Below are 15,510 nucleotides of genomic sequence, written 5' to 3'. Positions count from 1 at the left end.
TGGGGCGGCGGTGACGACGCGGAGCCGGTGTGTCCGACGTCACACCTGTGGGTGACGGCTGCAGCGCGCACCGATCACGTCGCGATACGTGTCCGTCACGGACGTCACCTCGTCGTCACACACCGTCGTCGCCGCGACGAACGGTCCCCGGTGGGGTCCGAGCGTCGCGGGAGACCGTGCGTGACGACGGGTCCCACCCGTCCGTGCGCGTCACGCCGATCGCGGCGGCGTGTCGCGGGCCGCGGGACGGCCGCCCGCCCGAGGCCGCCGGACCGCACGACCCCTTCACGACGACGACGGGCGGGGACCGTCGTGGTCCCCGCCCGTCGTGGTCTGGAAGCGTCTCGCGGCGATCAGCGTCGCCGCAGGTCAGCGCGCCGTCAGACGGTCTCTCCGGCCTGCACGTCGATGGAGAGCTCCTTCAGCTTCGCCTCGTGCGTACGGGCGTGGTGCCCGCAGAAGAGCAGCTCCCCGCCGGAGGGCAGGACGGCGCGGACCTTGGCCGCTGCACCGCAGCGGTCGCAACGGTCCGAGGCGGTGAGTTCTGGCCGGGTCAGAGTTCCGGGCATCGTCATCTCCCTCCGTTCGGAGACCGGCGTGGGAACCGGCCCCGCAGGCTCCGGCCGAGTGACCGTCGCCCCTCCACTGTGTCAGAACGAGGCGACGACCGCTCGTGTTCACGCGCTGCTTTGTCCTCGGTCACGTACCGCTCATCGACGGATTGCGACCGGTGTTATCGGGGAAGGGCGGGAACCACACGATGGTGAGTCGATCTTCGACGACGAGCGGTCCGCCCGCGCCGCTACTCTTCGTGCTCGGTGGCGCGTCGATGTACGTGGGCGCGGCCCTCGCCGTGGGCCTGTTCGACCGGGTGTCGCCCGCCGGGGTGGCGTGGCTCCGGCTGGCCGGCGCGGCGGTGGTGCTCGCGGTCTGGCGGCTCGCGGCCCGGTGGTTCGCGCGGGGCGACCGCGTGCGCTGGTCCCGACGGCGGGTGGTGCTCGCCGGGGCCTTCGGGCTCGTGACGGCGGGGATGAACATCGTCTTCTACGAGGCGATCGCACGGCTGCCGCTCGGCACCGCGGTGGCGGTCGAGTTCGCGGGCCCGGTGCTCGTCGCGGCCCTCGGGTCCCGGAGCCGCCGCGACTGGTCGGCGCTCGCGCTCGTCGTGCTCGGGGTCGCCCTGATCGCCGACGTACGGCTGGAGGGCTCACCGGCCGGCGTGGTGTTCGCGCTGCTCGCCGCGCTGCTGTGGGCGGGCTACATCGTGCTGGGCGCGCGGGTCTCCAGCGGCTCGGGGTCGACCGGTGAAGGGATCGACGGCCTCGCCATCGGGTTCGTGGTCGCCGCCGTGGTGCTCTCGCCGCTCGCCCTGACCGCCGCCCCGATCGCGGGGGAGCCGGTGCTGCTGGGGACCGCGCTCGCGCTGGGCGTGCTGTCGTCGGTGGTGCCCTACGTGCTCGACCAGGTCGTGCTGCGCCGGGTGGGCCGCGCCCGCTTCGCGCTGCTCCTCGCGCTCCTGCCGCTGACCGCCACCGTCGTCGGGCTGGTGGGGCTCGCGCAGGTCCCGGCACCCCTGGAGGCGGTCGGGATCGCGGCCGTGATCGTCGGGGTGGCGCTGCGCCGGGAGCCGGCGGCCGCTGACTAGCCTCACCTGCGCAGACGTCGACGAGGGGTGGGGCACGTGACCGAGAACGTGACCGGGAATCCGAGCGAGCGCGGCCGGGACCTGGCGGCGGCCCTCGCCGCCGACGGGGTCGCCGGTCTGACGATCGCGTGGGCCGACAACAACGGCATCCCCCGCTCCCGCACGGTCCCGGTGTCGGCCCTGCCCCAGGTGGCGACCAGCGGCGTCGGCGTCACCCACCTCTTCGCCGTGTTCGACACGAACGACGCGATCGCCTTCGGCTCGCCCGGCATGCAGAACGCCTCCGGCGACGTCCGGCTCGTCCCGCAGCTCGACCGTGTCACCCGCCTCGCCGGGCAGCCGGCGTTCGCCTGGGCGCCCGGGAAGCAGGTCGCCGCCGACGGCGGGCCGTGGGCGTTCGACCAGCGCTCCGTGCTCGAGCGGGTCGTGGACCGCCTCGCCGCCGAGGACTACACCGCCCTCGTCGGCTACGAGATGGAGTTCGGGGTCTACGAGCCGGAGACCGACCCGGAGGACTCCGAGCTCCTCCCGGCCCACCACGGCCCCGCCTACAGCCCGCACGCGCTGCTGCCGATCGACGGCTTCGTCGCCTCGGTGATGCGCGACGCCGAGGCCAACGGCCTGCGCCTCGGACAGATCCACGCCGAGTACGGGCCCGCCCAGGTGGAGCTCTCGCTCGCGGCCACCGACCCGCTGACCGCCGCCGATCAGCAGCTGCTCGCCCGTCAGACGATCCTCGCGGCCGCCGAGGCCCACGGTCTGCGCGTCTCCTTCGCCCCGCTGCCCACCCTGAACGGGGCCGGGAACGGTTGGCACGTGCATACCTCGCTGTGGCGTCACGGCGACAACCTGCTCGCGGGCGGCCCGGAGGGTCCGCGCGGCACGGCCGGCGCGGGGTACGTCGCCGGCCTGCTGCGCGACCTCCCCGCCCTCGCCGCGGTCACCGCGCCCTCGCAGGGCTCGCTGGCCCGGCTGCGCCCCGGGTTCTTCGCGGGCGCCTTCTCCGGCTTCTGGGGCGTGGAGAACCGCGAGGCCCCGCTGCGCTACGTGCCGGGATCGGCGCTGCTCGGCGAGGACCACGCCAACGTCGAGCTGAAGACCTCCGACGCCTCGGCCAACCCCTTCCTCGCCCTCGCCGCGATCCTGACGTCGGGGGTGGCCGGGATCGAGGAGAACCTCGTCCCGCCGGCCCCGACCGCCGAGGACCCGGGCACCTGGAAGAAGAAGCAGCGCGCCGCGGCGGGCATCGAGAAGCTCCCGGCCACGCAGGCCGAGCAGGAGGAGGCGCTGCGCGGGAACCCGCGCGTCGCCGGGGTGCTCGGCGAGGAGCTCCTGGAGGCCTTCCTGGCCGTGCGCCGCGCCGACGCGACGTGGGCGGCGCAGAAGGACACCGAGGAGGTCCTCGCCGCCTGGCGCTGGAAGTACTGATTCCCCCCGGGCGGGGGAGCGTCCTCGCACCGACGAGACGGCCGGTGGGCGATCATCGACCGTCGTGGGACACCCCGTACTGCGCGCGACGGCGGGCGCGCTCGTGGCCACCGCCGTCCTGCTCCCGGAGGTCCTCGGGGTCGACCGGACCCCGCCGTGGCCGATCGTCACGGCGTTCCGACGACGGCTCGCGCTCGGCACGGCCGGCGTCGCCGCGGTCGCGGCGTCCCGGCCGGGGGCACGGCGGGACGTCGGGCTCGGGGCCGGGCTCGTCGCCGGGGCCGCACTCGCCGTCTCGACGGTGCGGCACCGGCCGGGCACCGACGGGAGCCGGGACGGCAGCCTCGACGGCAGCCCGGACTCCGAGCCGCTGTGCGTGCTCTCGGCCAACGTGTGGATCGGGCGGGCGGACCCGGAGGCGCTCGCGGCCGTGATCCGCCGGGAGCGGCCCGACGTCGTGGCGCTGCTCGAGGCGGGCGACCGGTTCCGGCACCGCCTCGCGACCCGGATCGACGATCTCGGCTACCGCGGGTGGTCCGCCGCCCCGGGGCGCGCGGAGGTCGAGGCCACCGGGGCGGGCGACCACCCCTGCACCACCGTGCTGGCGGCCCCCGGGCTCGGCGACGTCTCGGTGCGGACGCTCACCCGGGACACGTCGTCGGGCTGGATCGAGCTCACCGACGGCGCCCTCGGGGAGGTCCGCGTCCTGGCCGTGCACCCCACGGTCCTGCTGCCGCGCCGCACCCACGAGTGGCGCCGGGACCTGGCCCGTCTCGCGGCACTCGTCGCCGACGACCCGCGTCCCACGGTGGTCGTCGGCGACCTGAACGCGACGCTGGAGCACCACGCGCTGCAGCCGGTCCTGCGGCACGCCCGCTCGGCCGCCGCCGAGACGGGTCGCGACCGGGTGGGGACGTGGCCGGCGGGTCGGCCCCGCCGGCTCGGCGTCGCGATCGACCACGTCCTCGTGTCCGCCGCCGTGGGCGTCGAGGCGGTCGAGGTCCTCGACGTCCCCGGCAGCGACCACCGCGCGCTGCTCGCGCGGCTCAGACGTCCGAGAGGCGCCGCAGCTCGTCGTCGCTGAGCTGCAACGACACCGCGGGCAGGATCTCGCCCAGCTGCTGCAGCGTCCGGCCCGAGGCGATCGGCGCCCCGACGGTCGGCTGCGCCGCGAGCCAGGCCAGCGACACCGCGGCCACCGGCACGTCGTGCGCCGCGGCGATCTCGTCGAGCACCCCGAGCACCGCCACGCCGTGGTCGTCGAGGTAGGCGCGGGCGCCCTCGGCACGGGCGCCCGCCATCGCGCCCGAGGAGGCCCCCGAGTCGACGGTGTCCTGCCCGGCCCGGTACTTCCCCGTCAGGAAGCCCTTCGCCAGACCGAAGTACGGGTAGCAGACCAGCCCCTCGCGCTCGACCAGCGGCGCCAGGTCCCGCTCGTAGTCCCGCTCGACGAGGTTGTAGTGCGGCTGCACCGCCGAGAACCGGGTGAGGTCGTGCTTGTCGGCGAGCTCGAGGGCGCAGGCCAGGCGGTCGGCGTCGAAGTTGGAGGCGCCGACGGCGCGGACCTTCCCGGCGCGGACCAGCTCGTCGAAGGCCGCGACGTAGTCCTCCTGCGGGGTGTCGGGGTCGTCGCGGTGGGCGTAGTAGAGGTCGATGTGGTCGGTCTGCAGGCGGCGCAGCGAGTCGTCGCAGGCGGCGCGGATGTTCTCCGGCCGCAGGCCCTTGCGCTGCTCCCAGGAGCCGACCTTGGTCGCGATGACCACGTCGTCGCGGCGCCCGGTGCGCGCCAGCCAGTTCCCGATCACGGTCTCGGACTCGCCGCCGGAGTTGCCCTCGGCCCGCGCCATGTAGGAGTCCGCGGTGTCGATCATGCGGCCGCCGGCGTCGACGAAGGCGTCGAGCAGGGCGTGCGAGGTCGGTTCGTCCGCGGTCCAGCCGAAGACGTTCCCACCCAGGCAGAGCCCGTCGTCAGGAAGAGAGGTCATGTCGGGGGTCTACCCGGCCCGCGCGGGGCAGACCCTGCACACGCCGGTGGGATCTTGGAACGCGTCGGGGCCGGTGGCACCGTCGTCGGGATGGAGGACCTGCTCGCCGACGTCGCCGTCCTCGGGGAGACGCCGCACATCCTGGTGGCCTGCGGCTTCGAGGGTGCGCTGGCGCACCTCGGGGAGGACCGGGCGCTGCCGGAGTCGTCCGAGGCGCTCAACGTGCTGCTGGCCCTGCCGGGCACCGTCGTGGCCGTCATCTCGGACCGGCCGGCGGAGGAGATGTCGGAGCTGATGTTCCTGTCCGGCTCCAAGGGTGGCCTGCGGATGATCGGCCGCGACGACGTCGGGCCGCTGCGCGCGGGCGTCGACGCCGCGATCGTCATCGACGTGGACCCGGCCTCGCTGGCGGCGCTCGGCGACGGTGACCTCGCCGTGCTCGTGGACGCCGACGCCGACCGGGACGCCGACCGCGAGGAGGCCGGAGGCGCGCCCCACCGCGTGGTCGACGCCGAGGACGTCGTGGTGGTGCTCGAGGAGCTCGTCGGCGTGCGCTGGCGCCGGCTGCTCGTCACCGGGCACGCGACGTCCGGTGTCCCGCTCAGTGACCCCGCAGCACCGCCAGCACCGCCGCGTGCACGCTCGGCCGGGCGATGAGCAGGTCGGGGGAGTAGGGGTCGTCCTGCCCGTAGGGCACGGGCGAGCCGTCGATGCGGGTGGCGATCAGACCCGCGGCCATCGCGACCGCCATCGGCGCGGCGTTGTCCCACTCGTACTGGCCGCCGGAGTGCAGGTAGACGTCGGCCTCGCCGTCGAGCACCGCGAGCGTCTTCACCCCGGCCGCCGAACGCTTGACCAGTCGGACGTCGAAGGCCCGCTCGACCGCGCGCAGCTCGTGCGGGGGCCGGGAGCGGCTCACGGTGACCGCGAGCTCGTCGCCGACGGGGGAGTCCGGGATGTGCGCCACCGTGTCGGAGTCGACGAGCGCGCCGCGGCCCGGTATCGCGACCGCACCCGCCGCGAGCTGCCCGTCGACGACGAGCGCGACGTGCACCCCCCACTCGTCGGTGCCGCGCCCGAAGCCGGAGGAGCCGTCGAGCGGGTCGACGATCCAGAGGCGCCGGCCCCGCCGGTCGGCCGGGTCCAGCGAACCCTCCTCGGAGAGCACCGCGTCGTCCGGGCGGCGTCGGGCGAGTTCGGTGGTGAGGTACTCGTGCGCCTGCTCGTCGCCGGCGTACTCGCGGTCGCGCCCCGTCGGGGTGGACGCGCGGAGGTCGAGCAGCAGACGCCCGGTGGCGTCGGCGAGCTCCCGGGCGAGCGCGGCGTCCTCCGCGTAGGCGGGGCTGCCGGGCGTCACGGTGTCTGCTGCGCTCACCCCACGATCTTCGCCCACGCCCCGAGGGGCGGCGCGACGGCGGGGTGGGAGTTAGCGCAGGGCCGCGAGGTCGAGCGTGGCACCGAACCCGAGCGGGGCGACCCCGCGGTGCTCGGTGACGACCCGGTAGGCGCCGTCGACGAGCACGAACTCGGTCAGCGTCGGGCCGTCGGGGTCGACGATGCCGTAGTGCGGGATGCCGCCCTCGGCGTACTCCGCGAGCTTGGCGACCCGGTCGGTGCGGCGACTGCCCGGGGACAGGATCTCGACGGCGGCGAGCAGGTCGACGGGGACGAGTCGCCCACCCCGTCGGAAGGCCTCGGCGCGGACCACGGCGACGTCGGGCTTGCGGACCGTCGGGGGAGGGCCGGCGTCGATGAGGACGTCGATGTCCGGCACGAGGACGTGGTCGGGCGCGACCTGGGGAGCGAGGGCGGCACAGAGCCGCCACATGAGGTTCTGGTGCGGCGGGCCCGGGCTCGGGGACACGACCAGCACCCCCTCGACGAGCTCGGCCGTCTTGACCAGTTCCTCGTCGAGCGCCTCCCACTCGTCGAGCGAGAGCAGGTGGTCGGGCCAGGGCTGCGCCGTCGTCACGGACCTCTCACCTCCTCCGACGTCGCCCATGCTCCCACGGTTCCCGCGGGCGTCAGGGCGTCTCCGCGGCGATCAGCACCCGGGCGAGCTCGTCGAGCATCGCGGCCCGGGCGTCGTCGCGCTCCGGCACGGTCTGCGGGTTCTGGTCGAGCAGGAGGCGCGCGAGGCTGGCGAGGCTGATCACCTGGGCGCCGTACTCCTCGGGGCCCCCGAGCTCGCCGAGCAGGGCGCCGACGGCCGGCAGGTCCCCGGCGTCCATGGCGCGGATGACGGCGACGGAGCGCTCGTGCACGTCGGCGGGATCGGGGCCGGGAAGATCGTCGGCGGCGGGGTGCTGGGTCATGCAGACGAGCATCACAGACCGGTCGCGGGCGGGCTCAGCGGACCGCGATGACCGACTTCGTGATCTGGCTGCGCGCCACGAGCCGCTCGCCGACGGTCGCGGTGGCGCTGACGAACCCGAGCCGCCGGGTGCGGCGCTCCAGGATCGCGGTCACCAGCACCTCCTCGTCCCGCTGCCCCGGGCTGAGCAGCTGGGTCGAGATGTGGTGGGTGACGGCGTGCTCGTCGTCGGCGAGCTCGGGCAGCAGCGTGAGGAAGCCCTGCAGCTCGAGGATCGCGCCCAGCGCGCCGGCGTGCAGCGTCCCGCCGGGGTTGATGGCGAGGCCGCGGACCGGGAAGAGCAGTCCCGCGGTGGGCGCCGCCGGGTCGGCCGGCCGAGCCCCGAGGGCCTCCTGCAGCGGGATCGCGAGCGCCGCCGCGGCGCGCTCGGCGGTCGACGCTCCGGTCACCGCAGGCCTTCGCGGTTCAGCACGCTCAGCGCCCAGGCCGAGAGGCTGCCGAGCACCACCGAGACGACCAGCAGCGCCGCGAACCACCACACCCCGGTCAGCACCAGGACGGCGGCCCAGAGGACGCCCAGCGTGACGTTGAACCACAGCAGGAACACGTAGCGGCGGCGTTCGTCGGGGCGGACCCGCTCCTCCATCGGCACGCCTCCCACGCTAGCGCCCCTGGAGCTGCGCAGCGGCGTGCTGGTCGGCCCCGCGGCGCCGGGGCCACGTGCCGAGGCCGACGAACATCCCGACGAGGGCGACGGCGAGGCCGAGCACGGCTCGGCCGGTCAGCGGCTCGGCGAGCAGCGGCACCGCCAGCAGCGCCGTCGTAGCCGGGGAGAGGTTGAGCAGCGCGGAGACGTGGACGGTGGAGCGGCGGCGCAGGAGCACGAACATCACCGCGAACGTGCCGGCCGAGTTCACGACGCCGAGCCACGTCACGGCGAACCAGCCGCCCGCTCCGGTCGGGAGCCACTGCGGCCCGAGGAACGGCATCGCCGCCGCGAGGACCACCATCGAGGTGACCATCTGGACGACCACGCTGGCGGCGACGGGCGTGTCGTCGTTGAAGCGCTTCTGGTAGAGCGTGCCCGCCGTCAGGAAGGCCATCCCGAGCACCGGGAGCAGCACCGGACCGACCGGCCCGCCGCCGGTCAGGTCACCGGAGACGACGATGTAGACCCCGCCTGCACCGATGATCAGGCCGATCACCGGCGCCGCGCCGAGGCGGGTGGAGAGCACGAGCGGCGTGAGCAGCCCGACGAGCAGCGGCGCGAGGCCGACGATGAGGCTGGTCAGGCCCGCGGGCACGCCCCGGGCGAGCCCGGTGAACACCGCCGAGAACACCCCGACCTGCAGCAGCAGCGCGGTGACCACCAGGTGGCCGAGTGCCCGGCCGCGCGGCAGGCCGGGCCGCAGCCACGCGGCGACCGCACCGGTCACGGCGGCGGCGATGACGAACCGCCAGAACAGCACGGTGGGGACGTCGGTGGTGCGCGTGGCGAGCTTCGCCGCGATGAACCCCGAGGCCCACAGCAGCACGAACAGCGCGCTGAGCAGCGGGACGGTCCACCGCGACGACGTCACGGGAGATCAGCCAACGCGAGAACGATCGCCCACGCAACGACGACGGGCCCGGCCACCGCGAGGTGACCGGGCCCGTCGTCGGGAAGGATCTAGTCCAGGTAGTCGCGCAGGACCTGCGAGCGCGACGGGTGGCGCAGCTTCGACATCGTCTTCGACTCGATCTGGCGGATGCGCTCGCGCGTCACGCCGTAGACCTGGCCGATCTCGTCGAGGGTGCGCGGCTGGCCGTCGGTGAGGCCGAAGCGCAGCCGGACCACGCCCGCCTCGCGCTCGGAGAGCGTCGCGAGGACCGACTGCAGCTGGTCCTGCAGCAGGGTGAAGGACACGGCGTCGACGGCCACGACGGCCTCGGAGTCCTCGATGAAGTCACCGAGCTGCGAGTCGCCCTCGTCGCCGATCGTCTGGTCGAGCGAGATCGGCTCCCGGGCGTACTGCTGGATCTCCAGCACCTTGTCCGGGGTGATGTCCATTTCCTTGGCCAGCTCTTCAGGAGTGGGCTCGCGCCCGAGGTCCTGGAGCAGCTCACGCTGTATGCGGCCGAGCTTGTTGATGACCTCCACCATGTGCACCGGGATGCGGATGGTGCGGGCCTGGTCGGCCATGGCGCGGGTGATGGCCTGGCGGATCCACCACGTCGCGTAGGTCGAGAACTTGTAGCCCTTGGTGTAGTCGAACTTCTCGACCGCACGGATCAGACCGAGGTTGCCCTCCTGGATCAGGTCCAGGAACGCCATGCCGCGGCCGGTGTAGCGCTTGGCCAGCGAGACGACGAGGCGGAGGTTCGCCTCGAGCAGGTGGGACTTGGCGCGCTCGCCGTCGCGGACGATCCACCGCAGGTCGCGACGCATCTGCGTCTGCAGCTCCTGCTGGGTCTCGGCGACCTTGCGCAGGCGCTCCGCCGCGTAGAGGCCGGCCTCGATCCGCTTGGCGAGCTCGACCTCCTCCTCGGCGTTGAGCAGCGCCACCTTGCCGATCTGCTTGAGGTAGGCGCGGACCGAGTCGGCGGAGGCGGTGAGCTCGGCGTCCTTGCGCGCCTGGCGCAGCGCCTCGGACTCCTCCTCGTCCCAGACGAAGTCGCCGGACTTCTTGTCCTCCTCGGTGGGCTCCTCGGTCTCGACCTCCTCGACGACGACCTCGGCCCCGAGGGCCTCGACCTCCTCGGTGAGGTCGGCGTCGCCGGGGGCGTCCTCGAGCTCGCCCTCCGGGGTCTCGCCCTCGGCGCCCTCGGTCTTCGCGCCCTTCTTGGCGGGCGCGGCCTTCTTCGCGGGGGCCTTCTTGGCCGGGGCCTTCGTGGCGGCGGCGCCCTTGGGGGCGGCCTTCGTCGCGGCGCGCGCCCGGGTCGCCTTCGGAGCGGCGCCGGTCGTGGCGTCGGCCTCCTCGGTCACCACCCCGAGCGGACCGGAGGGCTGCTCCGCCGTGGCGGTGGTGGCGCGACGGCGGGCGGAATCTGCGGCTGCCACAAACGACCTTTCGGGACGATCGACTGCTGGGGCGACGACGGGCACCGATCGACGGACCCGGGGCGCGAACGATCTCGACACAGGGTGTCCGGGACGGTTTGGGCTCCGGCTCCGGCGGTGAACCGCCGCAAGCTGAGAACCATTGTAACGACGCCGGGTGACCGGCGCCCGTACCTCACAGCTCCCGCGACGTCGTGGCGGGGTGGACCACCCGTCGTCGGGGAGAACTCGCAGGTCAGGGGCTCGTGTCCTCCGCCGCGGCCATCGCCGCGCCGACGATGCCCGCCTGGTTCTGCAGCTGGGCGACCGCGATCTCGGTGCGCGCCTCCAGCAGCGGGAGCCACTTGTCCGGCTTCTTGCTCACCCCGCCGCCGAGCACGAAGAGGTCCGGCCAGATCAGGTCCTCGAGGGTCTGCAGGTAGCGGGAGAAGCGCTTGGCCCACTTCGCCCACGACAGGTCCTCGCGCTCCCGCGCGGACGCCGACGCCCGGGTCTCCGCGTCGTGGCCGTCGACCTGCAGGTGCCCGAACTCGGTGGAGGGGAGCAGCCGGCCGTCGAGGAAGAGCGCCGACCCGATCCCCGTCCCGATGGTCAGCAGGCAGACGACGCCACGCCGGCCGGCCCCGGCGCCGAAGCGCACCTCGGCGAGCCCGGCCGCGTCGGCGTCGTTGAGCACGAACACCGGCCGGCGCCCGAGGCGCTCGGAGAACAGGGTCACCGCGTCCGTGCCGGGCCACGTGGGGTCGATGTTGGCCGCGGTGTGGGCGATCCCGTCCTTGACCACCGAGGGCAGGGTGATGCCCACCGGCCCCTCGTAGGCGCAGGCCTCGACCACCGCCGCCACGGTGTCGGCGACCGCCTCCGGGGTGGCGGGGTGGGGCGTCTCGATCCGGACGCGGTCGGCCACCAGCTCCCCGGTCTCGGTGTCGACCACGTTGCCCTTCACGCCGGTGCCGCCGACGTCGATCCCCAGCCGTCGCATCCCGTTCACACCCCGTCCCCTCGTGCGATTTCGGGCGAGCCTAGCCAGATGTGGTCGGATGGGGACGTGATCGACGGGGACGTCCACGAACTCGCGACCGGCCTGGAGAAGATCGCGGTCGAGGTGGCGCAGGAGACCGCCGCGCTGGCCCTCGCGGTGCGCGACCGGGTCGTCGGCGACCGCTCCGTCGCGGACATGACGACCAAGAGCTCGGCCACCGACGTCGTCACCGCGGGCGACCGCGAGTGCGAGGCCCTCGTGCGGGAACGGCTGGCGGCGCTGCGTCCCGACGACGCCGTGCTCGGCGAGGAGGAGGGCGGGGTGACCGCGCCCCGGCCCGGACAGCTCCGCTGGGTGGTCGACCCGATCGACGGCACCGTGAACTACACCCACGGCCTGCCGTGGTTCTCGGTCTCGCTCGGGGTCGAGGTCGACGGCCGGGCCGTCGCGGGCGCGGTGGTCGAGCCGGTCTCGGGCCGGATCTGGAGCGCCGCGGCGGGACACGGCGCGCGCCTCGACGACCGACCGCTGCGGGCGTCCGCGCTCGACCGCGTGGACATCGCCGTCGTCGGGACGGGACTGGCCTACGACCCGGCCCGCCGGGCCCGGCAGGCCGCCCTCCTCGGGCGGATCGCGTCGTCGATCGGCGACGTCCGCCGGCAGGGATGTGCCTCGCTGGACCTGTGCTCGGTCGCCGCGGGCTGGATCGACGGCTTCTACGAGCACGGCCTCAAGCCGTGGGACTGGTCGGCGGGGGCGCTGATCGCCGAGGAGGCCGGCGCGGTGGTGCGGCGCCCGGCCACCGACGGCCCCGGTCTCGACGACGGGTGGGGCCCGGAGGCGACGTTCGCCGCCGGTCCCGCGCTCGCGGCGGCGCTGGCCGACCTGCTGCGGGGCGCGGGCGCGGCGGAGCTCTGAGCGGTCCCGGATCTCCTCCTGCGATGGACTACTGGGAGCAGTCGACGTCGCGCAGGGTGGACAGCGAGGCCGGGTCGGTCCCGGGGACCGCCTGCCCCGACTCGTTGCCGCGCGCGAGCGCCTTGAGCGCGTCGTTCACGCCCGCCCCCGGGGTGATGTCGCGGAAGTCGCTCCCCAGGGCCAGGTCGACGGTCGCGCCCTGTCGCCCGTCGTCCACCAGCTCCGCGCACGGCACCACGAGGGAGAGGGTGCGGGCGGCGGAGGCGCCGTCCGGCCCGTAGCGGATCTGTCCGACGCAGCTCAGGTCCTGGGCGGGGTAGAGCGGGTCGTTGTCGGGCTGGGCGGCCTCGGGCATGCCGAGTTCACCCAGCTCCACCGCGGCGAGCTGGGCCTGGCCGCGCTGTCCCGCGCCGTTGAGCACCCGCACGGCCACCGCGGAGGGCGCGGCCGCGGCCGTCTGGTCGAGGGCGGTGCGGGCCTCCACCGTGCCGCCGCCGGAGGGCGGGGCGTTGCAGGAGGTGACCGACGTCGCCGTCGAGTTCACGAACACCACGACCCAGGTGAGGATGCTGGCGACGGCCAGCACGATCACCAGGAGCGCCATCGGCAGCAGGTGCCGCCGCCGGTACCCGCCGGCGCGCGGGAGGGAGGACGAGGCGGCCACGCCCGGCAGCGTAGACGCCGCGTCGTCGGGTCGACGTCTCCGCCGCTCCGGTCCGATCGCGCGCGATCGAACGGTCACCCACACCACACGGACGGACCAGCGAACCCGTGGGCATCCGTCGTCCGCGTCGGCTACCCTTCCGCCGCCCGCGGCACGGAAAGACTCTCGACTGCTTCGCCGGTGAGACCCGGGTCACTCAGACGACCGGCACAAACCGTGCTCGTCCCGCGTTGTGCGGGCGCACATCGAACACGGCATGACGAGGGTGGGACACACCATATGGCGACCGACTACGACGCCCCGCGCCGCAACGAGTCCGACGAGATCGGGGAGGACTCGCTCGAGGAGCTGAAGGCCCGGCGGAACGAGGCGCAGTCCGCGGCCGTCGACGTCGACGAGACCGACACGGCCGAGAGCTTCGAGCTCCCGGGAGCGGACCTCTCCGGTGAGGAGCTCACGGTCCGCGTGCTGCCGAAGCAGGCCGACGAGTTCACCTGCGGCAGCTGCTTCCTGGTCCACCACCGGAGCCGGCTGGCCGAGACCCGGGGCAACGCGTTCATCTGCCGCGACTGCGCGGCCTGACACACCGATCCGTCCGCCCGGTCCGGGACTCCCCGGGCCGGGCTCTTCCGTTCCTGCTCCCGTTGCTCGAGCCCCTACTCGCCCCGGATCTCCGCGAGCAGGCGTTCCGGGCGCCGGGTCGACACGACCCAGTAGGGCGTCGGGTCGTCGGGGTCGACGACCTCGAGCCGCACGGCGCTCGCGATCCACGGCCGGTGCAGGACGAAGGCGGCCGGGTCGAGCTGGGGCCCGAGGGCCCGCTGCTTGCTCTCCCCGCGCACCACGTCGGCGCGCCCCACGAAGCGCACGGGCAGGTGGGCCGGCCCGGCCCAGACCTCGCGCTCGCCGTCGGCGCCCTCCGCGACCCCGACCCGGGTCCGCCCGATGCGGGAGAGGATCAGCACCGCGAGCGGCAGCAGGAGCACGTACGGCAGCCAGGACCGCACGCCGGGGAACCCCATGTGCACCTCGGCGGCGAGCAGCCCGGCGACGAGCAGCGACGGCGGCCACGCCCACCAGGGCAGCCGCAGACGTTCCAGGCCGGCCGGGGACGCGCTCGGGGCGGGAGCTCGGGTCACGGCTCCAGGGTAGGACGACGGCGGGGAGGCCTGCCCCGGAGTGCCCGCCGTCCCGGACTATCCTGACCTGCCGTGTCCGAGCTCGACCTCGTCCGTCTCGATCCGGGGCTGCCGCCGCCCGGTCGTGCGCACCCGGACGACGCGGGGCTCGACCTGCGCACCACCACCGACGTCCGGCTCGCCCCGGGGGAGCGGGCCCTGGTGGGGACCGGGGTGGCGATCGCGCTGCCGCCGGGCCACGTCGGCCTCGTCTGCCCCCGCTCCGGGCTCGCGGCGCGCGACGGGATCGGCCTGGTCAACGCCCCCGGGGTGATCGACGCGGGGTACCGCGGGGAGATCCGGGTGTGTCTGGTGAACCACGACCCGCACCGGGCCGTCGAGCTGCACCGGGGCGATCGCGTGGCCCAGCTGCTGGTCCAGCGGGTGGAGCTGCCCGTCGTCCGGGTCGTGGACGAACTCCCGGGGTCCCTGCGCGGGGCGAACGGGTTCGGATCGACCGGGTCGGGTGAAGACCTCGGGTGACCTGGGACCGTTTACATCACGAGTTGGTCACGGGCAGGGTATTGAGTACGGGGCGGACACCGCCGATGGACAGTTCGACGCAGGACCGGGACGGCCGCACACCGCGGTCGCGGACGAGGGAGCTCTGAGGGCAGTGGTCGCGACCGAGCCGGCGCGCGGACGGCACCGCAAGGGCCGCATCGCCCAGGTGCCCGGCCCCGGCGAGCCCGCGGGCCGCCGACACCACCAGCACCACGGTCCGTGGGACGGCGAGAACGCCCCGCGCGACGGGCGACTGCGCCTCGACCTCGGGTCGGTCCAGCTCCCGGTGCCCCCGGACGCGACGCTGATCGCGGAGCCCGACCCGTCGGGCCCGCTGCGTGCGGTCCACGTCATGGTCCCCGAGGGCCGCCTCACGGTGAGTGCCTTCGCCGCACCGCGCACGGGCGGGCTCTGGGCCGAGCTCGTGGAGGAACTCGGCGCCCAGCTGCACAACGAGGGCGCCACCATCCGGCGCGACCGGGGCGAGTGGGGGCGCGAGCTCGTGGCGCGCAACGGCGACGTCGTGGCGCGCGTGGTGGCGGTCGAGGGACCGCGCTGGCTGCTCCGCGGGGTCGGCACCGGCCCGGCCCAGCACGCCCTGACCCTGCACACCATGCTGCGCGACATGGTCCGCGGCACCGTGGTGGTCCGCTCGCCCGATCCGCTGCCCGTGCGCTCGCTGCTGCCCCTCGAGGTGCCGGACGACGTGCCGGAGCCCTTCCGCGAGACGCTCTACCAGACGCTGCCCACCCGGCCGCGCCAGATCGCGGGCCAGGACGGCCCTGTGATCCCCATGATGCTGCCGCAGAAGGCGGATTCCGGGACGTCGCCCGGGCGTTCCTGATCGCGTTA

At 74.6% G+C, this 15,510-nt stretch carries 20 protein-coding genes; 8 read left to right on the top strand and 12 right to left on the bottom strand.

Translation table 11 applies throughout. From position 1 onward, the window contains the following. Nucleotides 1-380: 380 nt before the first annotated feature. Entirely contained in the window at nucleotides 381-575 is a 195-nt protein-coding gene (locus tag BJ983_RS11655) for a DUF7455 domain-containing protein (protein ID WP_179793940.1), read from the bottom strand. A 185-nt stretch (nucleotides 576-760) separates the two neighbouring features. Between BJ983_RS11655 and BJ983_RS11650 the strand changes: the two genes are divergently transcribed. From BJ983_RS11650 to BJ983_RS11640, 3 genes are all read left to right on the top strand, one after another. Beyond that, nucleotides 761-1,645 carry an EamA family transporter gene (locus BJ983_RS11650; protein ID WP_179793939.1) on the top strand — a complete coding sequence of 295 codons (885 nt, stop codon included), beginning with the start codon at nucleotides 761-763 and terminating at the stop codon, nucleotides 1,643-1,645. Nucleotides 1,646-1,681: 36 nt separating this feature from the next. Further along, nucleotides 1,682-3,073, top strand: coding sequence for a type I glutamate--ammonia ligase (locus tag BJ983_RS11645; RefSeq protein ID WP_343054037.1), 1,392 nt, complete (start codon nucleotides 1,682-1,684; stop codon nucleotides 3,071-3,073). A 64-nt stretch (nucleotides 3,074-3,137) separates the two neighbouring features. After that, complete coding sequence (locus BJ983_RS11640; RefSeq protein ID WP_179793938.1) at nucleotides 3,138-4,157, top strand: endonuclease/exonuclease/phosphatase family protein; 1,020 nt, start codon at nucleotides 3,138-3,140, stop codon at nucleotides 4,155-4,157. On the opposite strand, the gene BJ983_RS11635 is transcribed toward BJ983_RS11640, so the two are convergent. Then, on the bottom strand, nucleotides 4,120-5,058 hold the full coding sequence (locus BJ983_RS11635; RefSeq protein ID WP_179793937.1) for an aldo/keto reductase: 939 nt from the start codon (nucleotides 5,056-5,058) through the stop codon (nucleotides 4,120-4,122). The two genes, BJ983_RS11640 and BJ983_RS11635, sit on opposite strands and share 38 nt — an antisense overlap. 54 nt (nucleotides 5,059-5,112) lie before the next feature. Here BJ983_RS11635 and BJ983_RS11630 point away from each other — a divergent pair, with 54 nt between their 5' ends. Then, a complete protein-coding gene (locus BJ983_RS11630) occupies nucleotides 5,113-5,715 on the top strand; it encodes a hypothetical protein (RefSeq protein ID WP_179793936.1) in 603 nt (200 codons plus the stop codon). Here BJ983_RS11630 and BJ983_RS11625 read toward each other — a convergent pair. The 8 genes from BJ983_RS11625 to ppgK all read right to left on the bottom strand — a co-directional run bounded on the left by BJ983_RS11625 (nucleotide 5,660) and on the right by ppgK (nucleotide 11,394). Then, the gene (locus tag BJ983_RS11625) at nucleotides 5,660-6,433 is read right to left on the bottom strand and encodes an inositol monophosphatase family protein (protein WP_218890233.1); all 774 of its coding nucleotides are present in this window, start codon (nucleotides 6,431-6,433) and stop codon (nucleotides 5,660-5,662) included. The genes BJ983_RS11630 and BJ983_RS11625 overlap by 56 nt on opposite strands. A gap of 51 nt (nucleotides 6,434-6,484) precedes the next feature. Next, nucleotides 6,485-7,030: a Uma2 family endonuclease gene (locus tag BJ983_RS11620; protein WP_179793935.1), complete on the bottom strand. Its 546-nt coding sequence runs from the start codon at nucleotides 7,028-7,030 to the stop codon at nucleotides 6,485-6,487. A gap of 52 nt (nucleotides 7,031-7,082) precedes the next feature. Next, complete coding sequence (locus tag BJ983_RS11615; protein ID WP_179793934.1) at nucleotides 7,083-7,373, bottom strand: hypothetical protein; 291 nt, start codon at nucleotides 7,371-7,373, stop codon at nucleotides 7,083-7,085. Between the two features lie 34 nt (nucleotides 7,374-7,407). Next, a complete protein-coding gene (locus BJ983_RS32265) occupies nucleotides 7,408-7,821 on the bottom strand; it encodes a hotdog domain-containing protein (RefSeq protein WP_179793933.1) in 414 nt (137 codons plus the stop codon). Then, nucleotides 7,818-8,024, bottom strand: coding sequence for a hypothetical protein (locus BJ983_RS11605; RefSeq protein ID WP_179793932.1), 207 nt, complete (start codon nucleotides 8,022-8,024; stop codon nucleotides 7,818-7,820). Before BJ983_RS11605 ends, BJ983_RS32265 begins: the two co-directional genes overlap by 4 nt. A gap of 10 nt (nucleotides 8,025-8,034) precedes the next feature. Beyond that, nucleotides 8,035-8,952, bottom strand: a complete 918-nt coding sequence (locus BJ983_RS11600; protein ID WP_179793931.1) for an EamA family transporter — start codon at nucleotides 8,950-8,952, stop codon at nucleotides 8,035-8,037. Between the two features lie 89 nt (nucleotides 8,953-9,041). Next, nucleotides 9,042-10,412 carry an RNA polymerase sigma factor gene (locus BJ983_RS30785; protein WP_179793930.1) on the bottom strand — a complete coding sequence of 457 codons (1,371 nt, stop codon included), beginning with the start codon at nucleotides 10,410-10,412 and terminating at the stop codon, nucleotides 9,042-9,044. Nucleotides 10,413-10,647: 235 nt separating this feature from the next. Next, nucleotides 10,648-11,394, bottom strand: a complete 747-nt coding sequence (ppgK, locus tag BJ983_RS11590) for a polyphosphate--glucose phosphotransferase (RefSeq protein WP_179797691.1) — start codon at nucleotides 11,392-11,394, stop codon at nucleotides 10,648-10,650. A gap of 66 nt (nucleotides 11,395-11,460) precedes the next feature. Here ppgK and BJ983_RS11585 point away from each other — a divergent pair, with 66 nt between their 5' ends. After that, on the top strand, nucleotides 11,461-12,312 hold the full coding sequence (locus BJ983_RS11585; protein ID WP_343054036.1) for an inositol monophosphatase family protein: 852 nt from the start codon (nucleotides 11,461-11,463) through the stop codon (nucleotides 12,310-12,312). Nucleotides 12,313-12,340: 28 nt separating this feature from the next. Here the strand turns inward: BJ983_RS11585 and cei are convergent, their stop codons facing one another. Continuing rightward, nucleotides 12,341-12,976 carry an envelope integrity protein Cei gene (gene cei, locus BJ983_RS11580; RefSeq protein WP_179793928.1) on the bottom strand — a complete coding sequence of 212 codons (636 nt, stop codon included), beginning with the start codon at nucleotides 12,974-12,976 and terminating at the stop codon, nucleotides 12,341-12,343. A 279-nt stretch (nucleotides 12,977-13,255) separates the two neighbouring features. Here cei and BJ983_RS11575 point away from each other — a divergent pair, with 279 nt between their 5' ends. Continuing rightward, on the top strand, nucleotides 13,256-13,558 hold the full coding sequence (locus BJ983_RS11575) for a DUF4193 domain-containing protein (RefSeq protein ID WP_179793927.1): 303 nt from the start codon (nucleotides 13,256-13,258) through the stop codon (nucleotides 13,556-13,558). A gap of 74 nt (nucleotides 13,559-13,632) precedes the next feature. On the opposite strand, the gene BJ983_RS11570 is transcribed toward BJ983_RS11575, so the two are convergent. Beyond that, the gene (locus tag BJ983_RS11570; protein ID WP_179793926.1) at nucleotides 13,633-14,115 is read right to left on the bottom strand and encodes a DUF3093 family protein; all 483 of its coding nucleotides are present in this window, start codon (nucleotides 14,113-14,115) and stop codon (nucleotides 13,633-13,635) included. A 72-nt stretch (nucleotides 14,116-14,187) separates the two neighbouring features. Between BJ983_RS11570 and dut the strand changes: the two genes are divergently transcribed. Both dut and BJ983_RS11560 read left to right on the top strand, forming a co-directional pair. Beyond that, nucleotides 14,188-14,637: a dUTP diphosphatase gene (gene dut / locus BJ983_RS11565; protein WP_179793925.1), complete on the top strand. Its 450-nt coding sequence runs from the start codon at nucleotides 14,188-14,190 to the stop codon at nucleotides 14,635-14,637. A gap of 133 nt (nucleotides 14,638-14,770) precedes the next feature. Next, nucleotides 14,771-15,502, top strand: coding sequence for a DUF3710 domain-containing protein (locus BJ983_RS11560; protein WP_179793924.1), 732 nt, complete (start codon nucleotides 14,771-14,773; stop codon nucleotides 15,500-15,502). The last annotated feature ends 8 nt before the right edge of the window (nucleotides 15,503-15,510 follow it).

The sequence above is a fragment of the Actinomycetospora corticicola genome (assembly GCF_013409505.1).
Lineage (GTDB): Bacteria > Actinomycetota > Actinomycetes > Mycobacteriales > Pseudonocardiaceae > Actinomycetospora > Actinomycetospora corticicola.
The sequence above is the reverse complement of the archived record's forward strand: the minus strand, read 5'-3'. Positions and strand labels throughout refer to the sequence as shown.